This window comes from Stenotrophomonas sp. SXG-1, from assembly GCF_014083965.1.
GTDB classification, from domain to species: domain Bacteria; phylum Pseudomonadota; class Gammaproteobacteria; order Xanthomonadales; family Xanthomonadaceae; genus Stenotrophomonas; species Stenotrophomonas geniculata.
Genome location: NZ_CP046588.1, coordinates 2,075,118 through 2,092,963 on the forward strand (window position 1 = coordinate 2,075,118; position 17,846 = coordinate 2,092,963).

Annotated in this window: 11 protein-coding genes; 9 read left to right on the plus strand and 2 right to left on the minus strand. The window is 66.5% G+C overall.

Going from position 1 to position 17,846, the window contains the following annotated elements; genetic code table 11:
- Positions 1–74: 74 nt before the first annotated feature.
- Positions 75–2,984, plus strand: coding sequence for a VIT domain-containing protein (locus tag GOC52_RS09595; protein ID WP_191851266.1), 2,910 nt, complete (start codon positions 75–77; stop codon positions 2,982–2,984).
- A gap of 102 nt (positions 2,985–3,086) precedes the next feature.
- On the opposite strand, the gene GOC52_RS09600 is transcribed toward GOC52_RS09595, so the two are convergent.
- On the minus strand, positions 3,087–4,286 hold the full coding sequence (locus GOC52_RS09600; protein WP_049481580.1) for an acyltransferase family protein: 1,200 nt from the start codon (positions 4,284–4,286) through the stop codon (positions 3,087–3,089).
- Between the two features lie 175 nt (positions 4,287–4,461).
- Here GOC52_RS09600 and GOC52_RS09605 point away from each other — a divergent pair, with 175 nt between their 5' ends.
- The 8 genes from GOC52_RS09605 to GOC52_RS09645 all read left to right on the plus strand — a co-directional run bounded on the left by GOC52_RS09605 (position 4,462) and on the right by GOC52_RS09645 (position 16,949).
- On the plus strand, positions 4,462–5,322 hold the full coding sequence (locus GOC52_RS09605) for a LytTR family DNA-binding domain-containing protein (protein ID WP_049481582.1): 861 nt from the start codon (positions 4,462–4,464) through the stop codon (positions 5,320–5,322).
- 70 nt (positions 5,323–5,392) lie between these two features.
- A protein-coding gene (gene prfB, locus GOC52_RS09610) for a peptide chain release factor 2 (protein ID WP_097048047.1) occupies positions 5,393–6,518 on the plus strand; the annotation gives its coding sequence in 2 pieces (ribosomal slippage) (positions 5,393–5,467 and positions 5,469–6,518; 1,125 coding nt in all).
- A gap of 153 nt (positions 6,519–6,671) precedes the next feature.
- Positions 6,672–7,454, plus strand: a complete 783-nt coding sequence (locus tag GOC52_RS09615) for an MmyB family transcriptional regulator (RefSeq protein ID WP_191851267.1) — start codon at positions 6,672–6,674, stop codon at positions 7,452–7,454.
- 653 nt (positions 7,455–8,107) lie between these two features.
- Positions 8,108–9,493, plus strand: coding sequence for an NAD-dependent succinate-semialdehyde dehydrogenase (locus GOC52_RS09620; protein WP_049481584.1), 1,386 nt, complete (start codon positions 8,108–8,110; stop codon positions 9,491–9,493).
- A 63-nt stretch (positions 9,494–9,556) separates the two neighbouring features.
- The gene (locus tag GOC52_RS09625; protein WP_191851269.1) at positions 9,557–11,197 is read left to right on the plus strand and encodes an acetolactate synthase large subunit; all 1,641 of its coding nucleotides are present in this window, start codon (positions 9,557–9,559) and stop codon (positions 11,195–11,197) included.
- Positions 11,198–11,367: 170 nt separating this feature from the next.
- The gene (lysS, locus tag GOC52_RS09630; RefSeq protein ID WP_043398964.1) at positions 11,368–12,879 is read left to right on the plus strand and encodes a lysine--tRNA ligase; all 1,512 of its coding nucleotides are present in this window, start codon (positions 11,368–11,370) and stop codon (positions 12,877–12,879) included.
- A 205-nt stretch (positions 12,880–13,084) separates the two neighbouring features.
- A complete protein-coding gene (locus GOC52_RS09635) occupies positions 13,085–14,224 on the plus strand; it encodes a response regulator (protein WP_006364528.1) in 1,140 nt (379 codons plus the stop codon).
- Position 14,225: 1 nt separating this feature from the next.
- Positions 14,226–16,949, plus strand: coding sequence for a response regulator (locus GOC52_RS09645; protein WP_238794436.1), 2,724 nt, complete (start codon positions 14,226–14,228; stop codon positions 16,947–16,949).
- Positions 16,950–16,961: 12 nt separating this feature from the next.
- Here GOC52_RS09645 and GOC52_RS09650 read toward each other — a convergent pair whose 3' ends face one another.
- The gene (locus GOC52_RS09650; RefSeq protein WP_049413283.1) at positions 16,962–17,831 is read right to left on the minus strand and encodes a crotonase/enoyl-CoA hydratase family protein; all 870 of its coding nucleotides are present in this window, start codon (positions 17,829–17,831) and stop codon (positions 16,962–16,964) included.
- Positions 17,832–17,846 lie beyond the last annotated feature (15 nt).

Sequence of the window (17,846 nt, forward strand, 5' to 3'; positions counted from 1 at the left end):
TTTTTTGGGACCCCGCCAACCCCGTTCCGGCAGCTCGTGCGTTCAACGGTCTACGATCCCACTGGAGTCCGGTCATGGTCTTCGCCCGATGCTGCACTGTGTTGTTGCTGGCCCTTGTGGCCTGCCCCGCTGGCGCGCAGTCGCCGCCGATCTCCCGGCCGCAGGCCGCCACGCCGCTGCTGATCGCGCCGGCCGCCGAACAACCGGTGCAGCTGCAGCGCGCACGCATCGAGGGCGAAGTCCAGGCGGGCATCGCCCAGACCCGGATCACCCTGGAATTCCATAACCCGAACCGGCGCGTGCTGGAAGGTGAGCTGCAGTTCCCGCTGGGCGACGGTCAGCAGATCAGCGGCTTCGCGCTGGATATCAACGGCGAGCTGCGTGACGCGGTGCCGGTGCCCAAGGACCGCGGTCGTCAGGTATTCGAGGAGATTGCCCGCCGCGGCGTCGACCCGGGCCTGCTGGAACAGACCGCTGGCAACCAGTTCCGCCTGCGCATCTACCCGCTGCCGGCCGGCGGCAGTCGGCGCGTGCAGCTGGTGATGCGTGAGCCGTTGGCCTTCGACGGCCACGGCTGGCAATGGACGCTGCCGCTGCAGTTCGCCGCCGGTGCAGCCTCGGTTGAACTGAAGCTGCAGGCCCCGGGCGCGACGGCCGCGGGTACGGCGCCATTCCGCATCAGCGCGGGCCAGCTGCAGTGGCAGGGCAGGGGCGCGCAGTTGCCGAAGCAGCTGCAGTGGAGCCTGCCCGCAGCAAGTCAGGCGCAGGTCCAGGTGGCGCCCTGGCAGGACGGGCACTACCTGTTGGCGCAGCTGCCGGTGTCGACCGGCAGCACGCCGCGCACGTTGCCCCGCGAGATCGGCCTGCTGTGGGATGGCTCCGGCTCGGGTGGGCAGCGTGACCGCACGCGCGAGTTCGCCCTGCTGGATCGGTACTTCGCCGCGATGGGTGACGGCACCGTGGCGTTGACCGTGCTGCGCGATCGCGCCGAACAGGTGCGTCGATTCCGTATCCGCGCCGGCAACTGGAGTGAACTGCGCGCAGCCCTGCAGGCCGTGCGCCCGGACGGTGCCAGCGCGCTGGCACAGTGGCAGCCGCAGCCGGGCGTGAAGGAATACCTGCTGGTCAGCGATGGCCTGCTGACCTATGGGCCGGAACAGCTACCGGCGATGGTGGCGGATCAACGCCTGTTTGCGATCAGCAGCGCCGGTGCGCGCACCGATGCCGTGCGACTGCGTGGTTGGAGCGAAGCGCATGGTGGCCGCTTTGTTGCACTGGGTGAGGATGTCGATGCAGCGGCGCGCGAGCTGCTGTCGTCGCCGTTGGATGTGCAGGTCGATGCGGGGCGCGGCGTGCAGGACGTGGTGATCGATCGTCGCAGTGAAGCCCAGGGCTGGCTGTGGCTGCACGCACGACTAGCGGCCGACGGTGTGCCGATGCGGGTGCGCGTGGGTGGCGGCGAATGGCAGGCGCTGCCGGCCACGCAGAAAAGCGATGACGGCGAACTGCTGGCCGGCCTGTGGGCGCAGGCGCGCCTGCAGCAACTGGCCGTCGACCGCCGCAGCAACCGTGAGGCCATGCAGCGCCTGTCCCAGCAGTTTGGCCTGGTGGGGCCGGATACCTCGCTGATCGTGCTGGAAACCCTGGATGACTACCTGCGCTACGCGATCCGCCCGTCTGGCACGCTCCGCACCGAATACGATGCACGATTCGCCGTGCAGGTGGCGGATCGCGCCGCTGCGGATCGCGAGCGCCTGGATGAAGTGGCTGCACGCTGGAAGGAGCGCCAGCAATGGTGGAACCGCAGCTGGCCGAAGGGAATGCCGCCGCAGCCGAAGGGCGGGGCACTGGAAGTTGCCTCCGCGGACTACGCGATGGAATCGGCGCCGGTGGCGACGCTCGCCGCGCCTGCCCCTGCGGCACCGCCCGCCCCGGCACCGATGGCCGCCGCCGAGCAGCGCATGGAAGCCAGCAGCGCGCGTGCACGTCGCTCGGCGCCTGCATCGAACAAGGCCCTGGATTCAATCACGGTCACGGGTGGCCGTGTCGCTGCGCCCGCTGCCGCCAACGAGGGCGAGCTCGGCATCCAGCTGGCGGCCTGGCAGCCGGACTCGACCATCGCCCGGCGCTTGCGCCAGGGCCCGGCGTCGCAACTGTATGACCGCTACCTGGCCGAGCGCGATGCCCATGCCGACAGCAGCGCATTCTTCCTCGACGTGGCCGACCTGCTGCTGGCGCAGGGTCAGCGCGACCTGGCACTGCGCGTGTTGTCGAACCTGGCCGAGATGGACCTGGACAACCGCCACCTGCTGCGCGTGCTCGGTTACCGACTGATGCAGGCCGATGCTCCCGCGCTGGCGGTGCCGGTGTTCGAGCAGGTGCTGGCGATGGGCCAGGAGGAACCGCAGAGCTTCCGCGACCTCGGTCTGGCACTGGCGGCGGCCGGCAAGCCGCAGCAGGCGCTGGCGCCGCTGTACCAGGTGGTGGTGCGGCCGTGGGACAGCCGCTTCGATGGCATCGCCCTGATCGCATTGGATGAACTGACGAACCTGGTGGCCCGCAGCACGCCCCGGCTGGATACCACCGGCATCGACCCGCGCCTGCTGCAGGCGATGCCGCTGGACCTGCGGGTGGTGCTGTCGTGGGATGCCGACAACAGCGACATGGACCTGTGGGTGACCGACCCGAACGGCGAGCGCGCCTACTACGGCAACCGCCTGACCTACCAGGGCGGGCAGATGTCGCAGGACTTCACCGGCGGCTATGGTCCCGAGCAGTTCTCGCTACGCAACGCCAAGCCGGGCAAGTACAAGGTGGAGGCGAACTACTTCGGCAGCCGCCAGCAGCTGGTGACCGGGGCGACGACGCTGATGCTGCGCCTGACCACCCACTGGGGCACGTCGAAGCAGAAGGACCAGATGGTCACGATGCGGTTGAAGGACCGCGCCGAAACCGTGCTGGTGGGCGAGTTCGAGGTGCGTTGACCGCTCGCACGCCCGTATGGAGTCGAGCGCGCTCGACCACGTTGGTATAGAGCCGAGCCCATGCTCGGCTCATGGCAGAGGCAGCCGAGCGTTGGCTCGGCTCTACAACTGCGCAGCGTGTGCAACCGGCGATGCTGGCGGATTGGCGCGCAGGCCGAACAGGGGGCGCAGCCAGCGCACGCGACGGATCAGCAGTTCGTGGATCAGCAGGCAGCCGCCGACGGTGCCGCCCAGCAGTAGCGACGGCTCCAGCCAAGGACCCAGTTGCAATGGCTTGAGCCAGAACAACAGCACGATGATCAGGCTCTGGTGCAGCATGTACCAAGGATAGATGGCCTCGGTACAGTACGGTAGCCAGCCGAACGGGCGGTCGAGGAAGACCTTGCCCCAGCCGAGGATGGCCAGCAGCGCGGTCCAGACATACACCGACTGGCTGGTCCTGCCCTGCAGGTCCCAGAACGTTTCAGGCCATTGCCGCAGCGAGGAGTCAGCCGGCAGCACCTGGCCGAGGATGCGCAACCCCAGATACCAGCCGACCGCCGCCAGCGCCAGCCACAGCGTGGTGCGGCGCAGGGAGACCACGCGCTGCCAGAACACCGGCTCGCGACCGAGCAGGTAGCCGGCCAGGAACACTGTCGCGTACTTCGCGTGCTGATACCAGTCGCCAAGCAGGGCATTGGTGGACGGATAGACCGGCTCCAGCCAGATCACCCAGGCCAGCAGCAGCGCAGACGGAATTCCGATCAGCAGTATCGGCGAGGCGGCGCAGAACGCGATCGCACGGCGCACCACGGCCGTTCCCAGTAATGGCATCAGCAGGGCCAGGGCCAGCGTGTAGTTCCACAGATAGGCCAGGTACCACAGGTGGTTCCAGGTGATGCCGTATTGCCAGCCGGCGAAACTGCCTTCCGGCCACGGCCGCACCTGCCAGTAGCGCAGCAGGAAATGCCCGAAGCCGGGCGCAACATGACCGTTGGCCACGCCCTCGCAGTAGGGCTGGATCGGCACGATCACGAACATGCCGAACAGCAGGGGCAGCAGCAGCCGCCACGTGCGCAGGCCGGCAAAGCGCAGCAGCCTGCTTTCCGGCCGCATCAGCGCGATGGCGATGCCTGAAATCAGGAACAGCAGCGACATCCGCCAGCGGTTGACGAACAGCATCGGCCACTGCAGCCATTCGGCGGTATGCACGCTCTTGAGGTGGAAGCCCCAGTCGTCCACATAGGCCATGGCGGTGTGGTAGAGGATCAGCAGGGCGAAGGCGAACACGCGCAGGGCGTCGATGTCGTGGCGTCGGGTCATGGTGGAGGTGTGCCGGAAGGTCGAGCCAACGTGACGCCGTCCGGCCTGTGCAGCCACTGCCAAGGGGCCGCCGGAACCCGCGCAGTGACCAATGGCGGGGGTGGCGGGACCAATGGAGCGGCTACCTTTGGTCCCTTGAGGCAGGCTGGAGCACCGCAACGAAATGGATGCAGCAATGACCCAGGGCCGACCATCGCGCTGGCGTACTTCAACGCGCCTGCTGGTATGGGCGACGATCCTGTCGGCTTCAGCAGTGACCAATGCGCTGGTGGAAGTGATGGATGCCAGTCGCCGCGGCGCCGATCTCGGTCTGTGGGAGCCGATGATCTGGGAGTTCAGCAGCCTTTGCCTGGTCCTGATGACCCTGCCGTTGCTGTGGTGGGGCTGCGAGCGCTGGCCGCTGCATGCCGATACCTGGAAGCAGCGGTTGCCGGTGTATCTGCTGGCCAGCGTAGGCTGGTCGCTGCTGCACGTGGTGGGGATGATGCTGCTTCGGCACCTGGCCTATGTATCGCTGGGCTACCGCTACCAGGACGATGCGGGATGGCTGGAGCGTTTTGCCTACGAATACCTGAAGGATGTGCGCACGTTCGCGATGTTCGTGGCACTGGAGCACTTCGCCAGCTGGTTCGGCCGGCGCAGGCAGGGTGAGGCGAGCCTGCTGGCCGAGCCCGACGTCGGCCCGCCGGTGGAGCCGGTCGAGCGTCCCCAGCACTTCCTGGTGCGCAAGCTGGGCAAGGAGTTCCTGGTCGCCACCGCCGACGTGGAGTACGCCCAGGCGGCGGGGAACTACGTGAACCTGCGGGTACGCGGCCACGACTACCCGCTGCGGATCACCATGGCGGTGCTGGAGCAGCGGCTGGACCCGAGCGAGTTCCTGCGCCCGCACCGCAGCTGGCTGATCAACCGGGGCCAGCTGCGCTCGATCGAGCCGCTGGAGGGGGGCGAGGCCCTGCTGCATATGGCCGACGGGGCCAAGGTGCCCTGCAGCCGGCGCCAGCTGCCGCTGCTCCGGCAGGCGTTGGGGGCCGGATGAGGCCCTCATTCCGGGCATCCCCGGCCTGCGGTATCATTACCAGTCATCTTTTGAATGCATAACCGCCGACATGATCGAACTGAATCCTGTCCGCCAGCGCATCACCGATCTGACCGATCGCGTGCTGTCGCTTCGGGGGTATCTTTGACTACGACGCCAAGAAAGAGCGTCTTGAAGAAGTAACGCGGGAGCTGGAAAGCCCCGACGTCTGGAACAACGCCGAGTACGCCCAGAATCTGGGCCGCGAGCGCTCCAGCCTGGAAAAGACCGTGGGCGGCATCGCCTCGGTGCTCGACGGCCTGGCTGATGCCACCGAACTGCTTGAGCTGGCCGAGTCCGAGCAGGACGAGGACACCGCGCTGGCCGTGGTCGCCGACCTGGACAAGCACCAGTCGCACGTCGAGAAGCTGGAATTCCAGCGCATGTTCTCCGGCGAGATGGACAATGCGGCCGCGTTCGTCGACATCCAGGCCGGTGCCGGTGGCACCGAAGCCCAGGACTGGGCCGAGATCCTCCTGCGCATGTACCTGCGCTGGTGTGAATCGCGCGGCTGGAAGACCGAGCTGATGGAAGTCTCCGGTGGCGACGTCGCCGGCATCAAGTCGGCCACCCTGCGCGTGGAAGGCGACTACGCCTATGGCTGGCTGAAGACCGAGACCGGCGTGCACCGCCTGGTGCGCAAGTCGCCGTTCGACTCGGACAACCGCCGCCACACCAGCTTCACCTCGGTGTTCGTGTCGCCGGAAATCGATGACAACATCGACATCACCATCAACCCGGCCGACCTGCGGACCGACGTGTACCGTTCGTCCGGTGCTGGTGGCCAGCACGTGAACAAGACCGAGTCGGCAGTGCGTATCACCCACATCCCGACCAACATCGTTGTGGCCTGCCAGACCGGCCGCAGCCAGCACCAGAACCGCGACAACGCGATGAAGATGCTGGCCGCCAAGCTCTACGAGCTGGAGATCCAGAAGCGCAACGCCGAGAAGGACGCGGTGGAAGCCACCAAGTCCGACATCGGCTGGGGCAGCCAGATCCGCAACTATGTGCTGGACCAGAGCCGCATCAAGGACCTGCGCACCGGCATCGAGCGTTCAGATACACAGAAGGTGCTGGATGGCGACCTGGACGAGTTCGTCGAGGCCAGCCTGAAGGCCGGCCTGGCCGTGGGCTCCAAGCGCGTCGATGCCTGATCGGCGCGCCTGCGCGGATGTCGTCACCCTCGTGCGCAACGCCGAGGGTGGTCGATCACGCGTCCTGTAGAGCTGAGCCATGCTCAGCTGCTTTTCGCGGGGTAGCAGATGCGTCGAGCATGGCTCGACGCTACAACGGGTACGGCGGTAGCGATGATGCGCAGCGAAAGTGAACGCAAGGAACTCGGCGGCTTCCTCAAGGCCTGCCGCGCCCGTGTCGACCCTGCCACGCTCGGCCTCCCGGCCGGGCGCCGGCGCACCCCGGGCCTGAAGCGCGAGGAAGTGGCGCTGGCCATCGGCGTAAGCGTCAGCTGGTACACCTGGATCGAGCAGGGCCGCGAAGTGCGTGCCTCGCCCGAGGTGCTTGAGCGCCTGGCGCAGGTGCTGCGCATGAGCGACGACGAACGCGCCTATGCGTTCGCGTTGTCCGGCTATGGCGTGCCACTGGAATCACCGGACGAAAGCGTGACCGATGGCCTGCGCCAGCTGGTGGAGGCGATGCAGCCGATCCCTGCGTATGTGCGCAATACCCGCTTCGACATCCTGGCCTGGAACCCGGCCATCGCCGAGCTGTTCGTGGACTACAGCGAGCTGGCGCCGCATGAACGCAACACGCTGCGGCTGATGTTCCTGTACCCGCCGTACCGTACGCTGATTCTCAACTGGGAAGAAATGACCCGCGGCCTGCTGGCAGGTTTCCGTGCGGCGATGGCGCAGGCGCCGGACAAGGCGCCGTTCCTGGCGCTGGTGGAGGACATTGCCGCGCACAGCGAGGAATTCCGTCAGTGGTGGCCGGAGCACGACGTGCGGCGGTTCGATGAAGGTGCGAAGAAGTTGAACCATCCCACGCGCGGGTTGCTGGACCTGCAGTACGTGGCGCTGGTGCCGGAGAGCCGGCACGATCTGTCCCTGGTGACCTACCTGCCGCGGAAGTAGGGGGTGTTCGGCAGGGCTTGCAGCCCTGCACCAGCAGAGGCCGAAGCGACAGCAACAGCAACAGCAACAGCAACAGCGGGCATTCCGTGGGATGGCGGGGCGGTGTCGGAGTGCGGGGACGCCGTAAACCCGTCCCTGGGGGCTTGGCAGCCGCATCCATGCGGCTGACACCCCGCACTCCGACACCGCCCCACCTTCGACAGGTTCACGTGGCTGTAGGTAGGTGTCGACCTTGGTCGACACATCTGTCAGATATCGAATGAAATTCCGGGGGTCAGAGCCGTTTTCCATAGGAAAACGGCTCTGACCCCAAAAGTATTTCCGACAGATAGCGGAAAACTGTCGAAGGCGGGGTGGGTCCGGTTGCGGGGGCGTGAGCGCCATGGATGGCGCGACCGAGGCTACATGGACGTATTCACGCCGTCCCCCGCAACCGGACCCACCCCGCCATCCCACGGAATGCAGGCCTTTGACCTTGACGTTGCCCTGGCCTCTGCGGGTGCAGGGCGCAGCCCTGCCGACACCTCCCCCCATTCAGACAGGTAAGTGCAGGTCACAGGATAAGCAGACGCCTTGTTGCCTCCGCCAATCGGGTCCACATTCCTGTGCAGGAGACGGGCCACCGCCCGTTTTCGAGACAACAGGAGCCCTGCATGTCCGCTGCCCCCAGCACTGCCATTTCGCGCGATCCGGCCACCGGTGAACAGATCGCCAGCCATCCCTTCGCCACCGACGCCGAACTGGAAACAATCCTCGACCGCGGTCAGGTCGGCTTCGCGGCCTGGAGCGCCAAGAGCCTCGAACAGCGCGCGGATGTACTGCGTGCGATGGCCGCGGTACTGCGCCGCGACCGTGAGAAGTTGGCTGCGCTGGCTACCGCCGAAATGGGCAAGGTCCAGGCCGAATCGCTGGCCGAAATCGAGAAATGCGCCGTGCTGTGCGACTGGTACGCCAACAACGGTGCCCAGTTCCTGCGCGACGAACCGACCCAGGTGCCCGACGACAAGGCTTACGTGTCCTACCTGCCGCTGGGCGTAGTGCTGGGCATCATGCCGTGGAACTTCCCGTACTGGCAGGTGATGCGCGCGGCGGTGCCGATCCTGATGGGCGGCAACGGCTTCCTGTTGAAGCCGGCCGAGAACATCGTCGGTACCGCGCAGCTGCTCGATGCCGCCTGGCGCGACGCTGGGTTGCCGGAAGGCACCTTCATCGCCGCCAACATCAGCCGCGACGGCACCAGCCGCGCGATCGCCGATGACCGCATCGCGGCGGTGACCCTGACCGGCAGTGTGGCCGCCGGCCGCAGCATTGCTGCCCAGGCCGGGCAGGCGCTGAAGAAGGTGGTGCTGGAACTGGGCGGCTCGGACCCGTTCATCGTGCTGGCCGACGCCGATCTGGACGCTGCCGTCGATGCGGCGGTGGCCTCACGCTTCCAGAACACCGGGCAGGTCTGCATCGCCGGCAAGCGCATCATCGTTGAAGACGCGGTATACGACCGTTTCGTGGCGCAGTTCTGCCAGAAGGTGCAGGCGCTGACCATCGGCGATGGTCGTGAAGCGGGTAATCGCATTGGTCCGATGGCACGCCAGGACCTGCTGGAACAGCTGGATGCGCAGGTACGCGCCTCGGTGGACGCGGGCGCGAAGCTGCTGGTCGGTGGCCATCAGCTGGATCGCCCGGGCGCGTTCTACGCACCCACCGTGCTGGCCGACGTGGAGCCGGGCATGCAGGCCTTCGATACCGAGACCTTCGGTCCGGTGGCCTCGATCAGCCGCGCTCGTGATGCCGACCATGCGGTGGAGCTGGCCAACCAGAGCGAGTTCGGTCTCAGCGGCAACCTGTGGACCGGCGACCGTGCCCGTGCGATGCAGCTTGCGCGCCGGCTGCAGACCGGCGGCGTGTTCGTCAACGGATTCTCTGCTTCGGACCCGCGCGTGCCGATCGGGGGCGTGAAGAAGAGCGGCTTCGGCCGCGAGCTCTCCCACTTCGGCATCCGCGAGTTCGTCAACGCGCAGACGGTCTGGTTCGACAAGCGTTGACGCGCAGCTTCCATCCTTCCTGCAACGATCCATCATCAGTCCAGCGAAAAGGACGGCATTCCAATGTCCAAGGGTTCAGATCTGCTTGTCGCCGCACTTGAGAACGAAGGCGTCGAGCGCATTTTCGGTATCCCCGGCGAAGAGAATCTCGACGTGGTCGAGTCGCTGCGCCATTCCAGCATCGAGCTGGTCATCACCCGCCACGAGCAGGCAGCGGTATTCATGGCGGCCACCTATGGCCGCCTGACCGGCAAGCCCGGGGTGTGCCTGGCCACGCTGGGGCCGGGCGCGCTGAACTTTACCACCGGCGCCGCCTACGCGCTGCTGGGTGCGTGGCCGGTCATCATGATCACTGGCCAGAAGGGCATCGTGGCCAGCAAGCAGGCACGCTTCCAGATCGTCGACATCGTCAGCACGATGAAGCCACTGACCAAGCAGGCGCGGCAGATCGTCTCGGCGCGCACCATCCCGACGATCGTGCGCGAGGCATTCCGCACCGCGCTGGAAGAGCGCCCGGGCCCGGTGCTGCTGGAGCTGCCCGAAGACATCGCGGCCGATGAGGTCGGGGACGTGGCGCTGATTCCGCCGCACGCGGTGGATCGTCCCATCGCCAGTCCGGAAGCACTGGACCGTGCGGCGGAGATCATCCGCAATGCCAAGCGACCGTTGCTGATGATCGCTTCGGCGGCGTCGCGGCCGCAGTCCAGCGAGGCGCTGTCGGCGTTCGTGCTGCGTGCCGGCATCCCGTTTTTCACCACGCAGATGGGCAAGGGCGCGGTGGCCGGTGGTTCGGGCCTGTACATGGGCACCGCGGCGCTGACCGAGCGCGACTACGTGCACATGGCCATCGACCAGGCCGATGTGATCGTGACCATCGGCCATGAGGTCACCGAGAAGCCGCCGTTCGTGATGCGTCCGGGTGGGCCGACCGTGATCCATATCGGCTATTCGCAGGCGGCGGTGGAGCAGGTGTACTTCCCGCAGGTGGAAGTGATCGGCGATATCGGCCGCTCGCTGACCCAGCTGGCCGACCGCATCGAAGGCGCGGTGCCGAACGCCGATGCGCTGCTGCCGTTGCGCGCGACCATCCTGGAGCACCTGGCCGCCCGTGCCGAGGAGGACGGCTTCACTCCTCAGCGGCTGGTGCATGACGTGCGCCAGGTGATGCCGCCGGACGGCATCGTGGCGCTGGACAACGGCATGTACAAGATCTGGTTTGCGCGGAACTACCGCACCCAGGTGGCCAACACGCTGCTGCTGGACAACGCGCTGGCGACCATGGGTGCGGGCCTGCCGTCGGCGATCATGGCCTCGATCCTGCATCCGCAGCGGCGGGTGCTGGCGGTGTGCGGTGATGGCGGCTTCATGATGAACAGCCAGGAGCTGGAGACCGCGCGCCGGCTGGGCCTGAACCTGGTGGTGCTGATCCTCAACGATGGCGCCTACGGGATGATCCGCTGGAAGCAGGCGGTGGATGGCTTCACCGACTACGGCATGACCTTCAGCAATCCCGATTTCGTGAAGTACGCCGAGGCCTATGGCTGCAAGGGCCATGAGGTGACCGCCATCGAGCAGTTCATCCCGACACTGGAGGCGGCGTTCAACGAGGGAGGCGTGCACCTGGTGTCGGTGCCGATCGATTACTCGGAGAACCAGCGGGTGCTGGTGGACGAGCTGCGGCAGGCCTTCCCGGGGAACGGCTGAGGTAGCGCCGGGCCACGCCCGGCGGATTCGTGCGCCGACCGACCGCCGGGCATGGCCCGGCGCTACCGGGCGCTGCCGGGGCCGGGGCCGGGGCGGGGCGGTTTTGGTATGCTGTCCAACCGGCTTTGCCGGCGCAGCATCCCCCCTCACTACACGATTCCCGCAGATCCATGAGCGAAGCCACCGATACCCCCCCCGTTGACGAAAACAAGTTGATCGCCGAGCGCCGCGAGAAACTCAAAACGCTGCGTGGGCAGGGCATCGCGTACCCGAACGACTTCCGTCGCGAGGACTTCGCCGGCCGCCTGCAGGAAGAGTTCGCCGATGCCGAACAGTGGACCGCCGAGGCCCTGGAAGGTAACGGCCGCCAGGTGAAGATGGCCGGCCGCCTGATGGCCAAGCGCATCATGGGCAAGGCCAGTTTCGCGCAGATCCAGGACGAGTCCGGTCGCATCCAGCTGTTCCTGCAGGGCACGGTGCTGGGCGATGCCTATACCGCCTTCAAGGGCTGGGACGTGGGCGACATCATCGCCGTCGAAGGCGGCCTGACCCGTACCAAGACCGGCGAGCTGTCGGTCAAGGCCGAATCGATCCGCCTGCTGACCAAGTCGCTGCGCCCGCTGCCGGACAAGTGGCATGGCCTGGCCGACGTCGAGCAGCGCTATCGCCAGCGTTACGTCGACCTGATCGTGACCCCGGAATCGCGCGCGGTCTTCATCAAGCGCTCGAAGATCATCCGCGCCATGCGCGCGTGGCTGGACAACCGCGACTTCCTGGAAGTCGAGACGCCGATGATGCATTACATCCCCGGCGGCGCGGCGGCCAAGCCGTTCACCACCCACCATAACGCGCTGGACCTGGACCTGTACCTGCGCGTGGCGCCGGAGCTGTACCTCAAGCGCCTGACCGTGGGTGGCCTGGAGCGCGTGTACGAGATCAACCGCAACTTCCGCAACGAAGGCGTCAGCACCCGCCACAACCCGGAATTCACCATGATGGAGCTGTACGAGGCCTATGCCACGTACAACGAGATCATGGACCTGACCGAAGGCGTCATCCGTGACGTGGCCAAGGCGGTCAACGGCGGCACCGAGGTGGAGTGGGACGGTGCGAAGATCGACCTGGGTCCGGCGTTCCGCCGCTGGCGCATGGACGAGGCGGTGCGTCACCACAACCCGGAAATCTCCGCGGCCGACTGCACCGATCGCGACGCCCTGCTGCGCCATTGCGAGCGCTTGAAGATCCGCGTCAAGCCGTCCTACGGCTGGGGCAAGCTGCTGCTGGAGATCTTCGAGGCCACTGTCGAGCACACGCTGATCCAGCCGACCTTCATCACCGACCACCCGGTGGAAGTCTCGCCGCTGGCCCGCGCCAACGACAACGATCCGGGCTACACCGACCGCTTCGAGCTGTTCGTCAACGGCAAGGAGCTGGCCAACGGCTTCTCCGAGTTGAACGACCCGGAAGACCAGGCCCAGCGCTTCCAGGCCCAGGTGGCGGCGAAGGAGGGTGGCGACGACGAGGCCATGCACTACGACGCCGACTACATCCGTGCGTTGGAGTACGGCATGGCCCCGACCGGCGGCCTCGGCATCGGCGTTGATCGCCTGGTGATGCTGCTGACCGGCAGCAGCTCGATCCGGGACGTGCTGCTGTTCCCGTACATGCGTCCGGAGCAGTAAGTCGTCTTTTTGACTCCTGATTGTGCGCGCCGTCGCGAAATGAGACGGCGCGATTGACGCCTCCCGCACTCGGCGTATCGTTAATGCACTACCTTGACGTCTGTTATGGCTTGATCGGCGCCAGGGGGAGTACGCATTGTGGAGAGTCCGCTTCACAATGTGATGACGATCATGAACCGGGACGCATGACACGGGAGTCAGGCCGATGCAGGGTGCGAGCGTTCGCAGCGGCAGGGTATCCTCGCCTGCTGATGATCCAGCATGGTCGAGAAACCAGGCAGAGTACGCGTTGAACATCGTCATTGTTGACGACCAGACGTCCGCCCGGACGATGCTGCGTCACGTCATCGAGGACATCGCGCCCGAACTGAGCGTGTATGACTTCGGTGATCCGCTGACCGCATTGGCCTGGTGCGAGGCGCATCCGGTCGACCTGCTGCTGCTCGATTACCGCATGCCGGAGATGGACGGGCTGGAGTTCGCCCGCCGTTTCCGCCGCCTGCCCAAGCATCGCGACATTCCGGTGATCCTGATCACCGTGGTCGGCGACGAGCCGATTCGTCAGGCGGCGCTGGAAGCGGGGGTCATCGATTTCCTGGTCAAGCCGATCCGCCCGCGCGAACTGCGCGCGCGCTGCTATAACCTGCTGCAGCTGCGCCAGCAGACCGAGAACGTGAAGCAACGCGCGTTGTCGCTGGAACAGCGCTTGCTGGCGAGCATGCACGAGGTCGAGGAACGCGAACGCGAGACCCTGTCGCGATTGGCGCGGGCGATCGAGTTCCGTGATGCCGGCACCAGCGCCTACCTTGAGCGCATGGCACGCGTGGCAGGGCTGATCGCCGAGCAGCTGGGCCTGCCCGAAGACGACGTGCGCCTGATCGAGATGGCCGCGCCCCTGCATGACATGGGCAAGATCGCCATTCCCGATGCCGTGCTGCTCAAGCAGGGCAAGCTCAACGACGAGGAGCTGGCGATCATGCGCCGGCACCCGCGCATCGGCCATGAACTGCTCAGCGGCAGCCAGAACCGCTTCATCCAGGTCGGCGCATTGATCGCGCTGCGCCACCACGAACGATACGACGGCAGCGGCTACCCGGATGGGCTGGTCGGTGAGGCGATTCCGCTGGAAGCGCGCATCGTCGCCGTGGCCGATGTCTTCGACGCACTCATCTCACCCCGTCCGTACAAGGAAGCATGGACCATGGAAGCCACACTGGCTTATCTGTACGCCCAGCGTGGCCGACTGTTCGACCCGCGCTGCGTGGATGCGCTGATGCGCGGTCACCAGCAGTTGATGGATATCTGCGCCCAGCACTCGACGGCATCGACGCGACCGGGTGGGTGACATGCAGGACCTGTTCGCACGCGTGAGGCGTCGGCTGGCGCAGCGTCCAGATTCGGAACATGGCCAGGCGATCGTGCGGGTGGTGCTGATCTCGCTGATCCTGGTCTATGTACTGTTGTCCGGTGCCCGCCTGCACCGGCTGGACCAGTACCAGGGCGTGCTGGCAACGGTGCTGACCGGGCTGGGCCTGTCGCTACTGCTGTGCGGTTGGCTGCTGTGGAAGCCTGAGCGCTCGGACCCGCGGCGGGTGGCCGGGATGCTGGCCGATTACGGCCTGATCGCGGTCGGCATGATCCAGATGGGCGAGCCGCTGGCGTGGGTGTACGCGGTGGTGATGTGGGTCACGGTGGGCAACGGCCTGCGCTTCGGGCCGCGCTACCTGGCCGCTGCCATCGTGCTGGCGATGGTCAGTTTCGGCACCACCGTGCTGTTGACCCCTTACTGGCAGGCCAATCTGGGCCTGGCCATTTCCCTGTGGTTGGGGTTGCTGGCAGTACCGTTGTGCTGCTCCTCCCTGCTGCGCCGAAGGATGCGACATCCGACCATGGATACGACGCCCGCCGCTGGCTCCGACAAGCGCTCGCTGCTGGCCCGCTTCAAGCAGCGCCTGTCCGGGCGCGAGGACAGCGAGCACGCGCAGAACCTGATCCGCATCATCATCACGGCGCTGTTCATCAGCTATCTCGGCTGGCGTTCGCTGAGCGGTGGCGGTGAAGCGCTGACGACGACGTGGCTGATCCTCGCCTTCGAGCTGACCATTTCCGCCGGCCTGCTGACCGCGATCCTGGTCAATCCGGGTGTGTCGCATGTGCGCAGGGTGATCGGCATGCTGACCGACTACACCTGCATGGCCTGGATCATGACGATCCAGGGCGAGCCGGCGGCACCGCTGTATGCGGTGATGCTGTGGGTCACGATCGGCAACGGCATGCGCTACGGCAGCACCTACCTGCGCGTGACCACTGCCATGGGCTGCCTGGCCTTCCTGTGCACGGTGATGCTGTCGCCATACTGGCGCGGCCACGACTATCTGGGCTGGGGCCTGCTGCTGGGCCTGGGCGCGATTCCGCTGTACTTCGATTCGCTGCTGCATGCCTTGACCCGGGCGGTGGCCGAGGCGCGCCAGGCCAATGAAGCCAAGAGCCGCTTCCTGGCCAACATGAGCCATGAATTCCGCACGCCGTTGAACGGGCTGGCCGGCATGACCGAGGTGCTGGCCACCACCCGCCTGGACGATGAACAGCGCGAGTGCCTGAACACCATCCAGGCCTCGACGCGCAGCCTGCTGGCGCTGGTGGAAGAAGTGCTGGACATCTCCGCGATCGAAGCCGGCAAGGTGCGCGTGGAGTGGCACGAGTTCGCGCTGGCCGATGTGCTGCAGGCGATCAACCTGATCCTCACCCCGCAGACTCGCTCCAAATCGCTGGACTATCGCGTGCAGGTGGACGACAACGTGCCGCCGCGCCTGCTGGGTGATGCCGGGCATCTGCAGCAGATCCTGCTGAACCTGATGGGCAACGCGGTCAAGTTCACCGACAGCGGCTACGTGCATCTGCGCGTGTCCAGCCCCGATGCGCTGGGCAGCGAGCGGATGCGCCTGCGATTCGAGATCGTCGATACCGGCATCGGCGTGCCGATGGCGTTGCGCGGGCGCCTGTTCAATGCCTTCGAGCAGGGCGATGTCGGCCTGGCCCGTCGCCATGAAGGCACCGGTCTGGGCACGGCCATTGCCAAGGGCCTGGTCGAGTCGATGGGCGGGCAGGTCGGCTATGCGCCGAACAGCCCGCGCGGCAGCGTGTTCTGGGTCGAGATCACGCTGGACGTCGCAGACACCTCATCAGCCCCGGCGGTTCCGTCCGAGGTGGCTGAAGCTGGGAATGTCATCGCGTTTTCCAATCCCTTCCTGCGCCATCGTGCACGGGTGCGCAGCCTGCGGGTTCTGGTGGCCGACGACCACGAAGCCAACCGCATGGTGCTGCAGCGGTTGCTGGAGAAGGCCGGCCACAAGGTCACCTGCGTCAATGGCGGCGCCGAAGTGCTGGATGCGTTGGAGCAGGCCAGTTACGACGCGGCGATCGTCGACCTGCACATGCCCGGCATGAGCGGACTGGATCTGCTCAAGCAGTTGCGGGTGATGCAGGCCAGTGGCATGCCTTACGTTCCAGTCATGGTGCTGAGCGCGGACGTCACCCCCGAGTCCATCCTGCGTTGCGAGCAGGCCGGTGCCCGCGCCTTCCTTGCCAAGCCCGTGGTGGCCACCCGCCTGCTTGAAGTGCTGGCCGATGTCGCCGCCAACACCCGCGCCGAGTCCGGCATCCAGTCGGTGCCGGCATTGCCGGTCGGCGATGGCGTGCTCGATACCGCAGTACTGGACGAGTTGGCGTCGCTGGGCATGGGCGATGGCTTCGAACGCAAGTTCATCGACCAATGCCTGGCGGACGTCGACGAGAGCATGGGCCAGCTGCAGGGCTGCGGCGAGCGCCAGGCCTGGGAGGATTTCCGCGAGCACGCACACGCGCTGCGCGGTGTGGCGAGCAACCTGGGGCTTGTCCAGGTTGCCGCCTCCAGTGGCGAAATCATGCGCATGGCGGACTGGCAGCTGAAGGGTGAATGGAGCGCCCGCCTCGGCAGCCTGGCGACCGCCCTGCGCAACGGCAGGAATGCGTTGGCTGCCCGTGGCGCGGGGGCACCGCACCGCGACGACAGCGAGCGCAGCCCGTCCTGACCCGCCAGACGCTCAGGCCGGGTCGCCATTGCGCCGGGCCTGCGCCCGTACCAGCCGATCCATGGTGCGCAGGGACTTCTCGCCGAGCTGCATGGCGGTGTCCACCCAGATCTCGGTGATCCGCATCATTTCATGCAGCGGCACCATGGTGGCGATCTCGTTGACCTCACGCATCGCTGCCCATGCGTGCGGAATGCGTCGGCTTTCCTTGATCACCTGTTCGACCGCGGCAACACCTTCGCCCACCGGCACCACGATGTCGACCAGGCCCATCTCCTTCAGCTGGCTGGCGGTGTAGAGGTTGCCTTCCAGCATGATCTTCTCGGCCAGGCGCGGGCTGATCCGCTGGCACAGGAAGGAGTAGGCGCCCATGCCCGGGAACAGGTCGAACAGCACCTCGGGCAGGCCCATCAGCACGCCTTCCTCGGCGACGATGGTGTGGCAGCTGAGTGCGGCCTCGAAGCCGCCACCCAGTGCATTGCCCTGGACCAGGGCGATGCTGTGGGCACGGGTGCCCAGGCCGGCGTGGAAGGCATGCACGCCGCGCACGCAGCGCTGGGCATAGTCGAGCAGGCGGGCGCGGTCGCCTTCGCGGATCAGGCGGCAGAACAGTTCTAGGTCGCCCCCCAGGTTGAACACGTCGCTGTCCGAGGCAAGAACGACATGGGGTGACAGGGCGTGCGAGGCGCTGAGGCGGTCGCCCAGGTCGCGCTGGTAGTCGACGATGTCATCGACCAGGCGCGAGGCGAAGCACGGCCGGCCTGGCTGGTTGACCAGGTTGGCGTGCATGTGGATCCAGTAGACATCCCGCTCGGGCTCCTCGGTGATACGCAGGGTAGGGTGCTGCGAGGGGCGGGTGATGATGGGGCGTACTGCGGACATGGGAGTTCTCCGTGT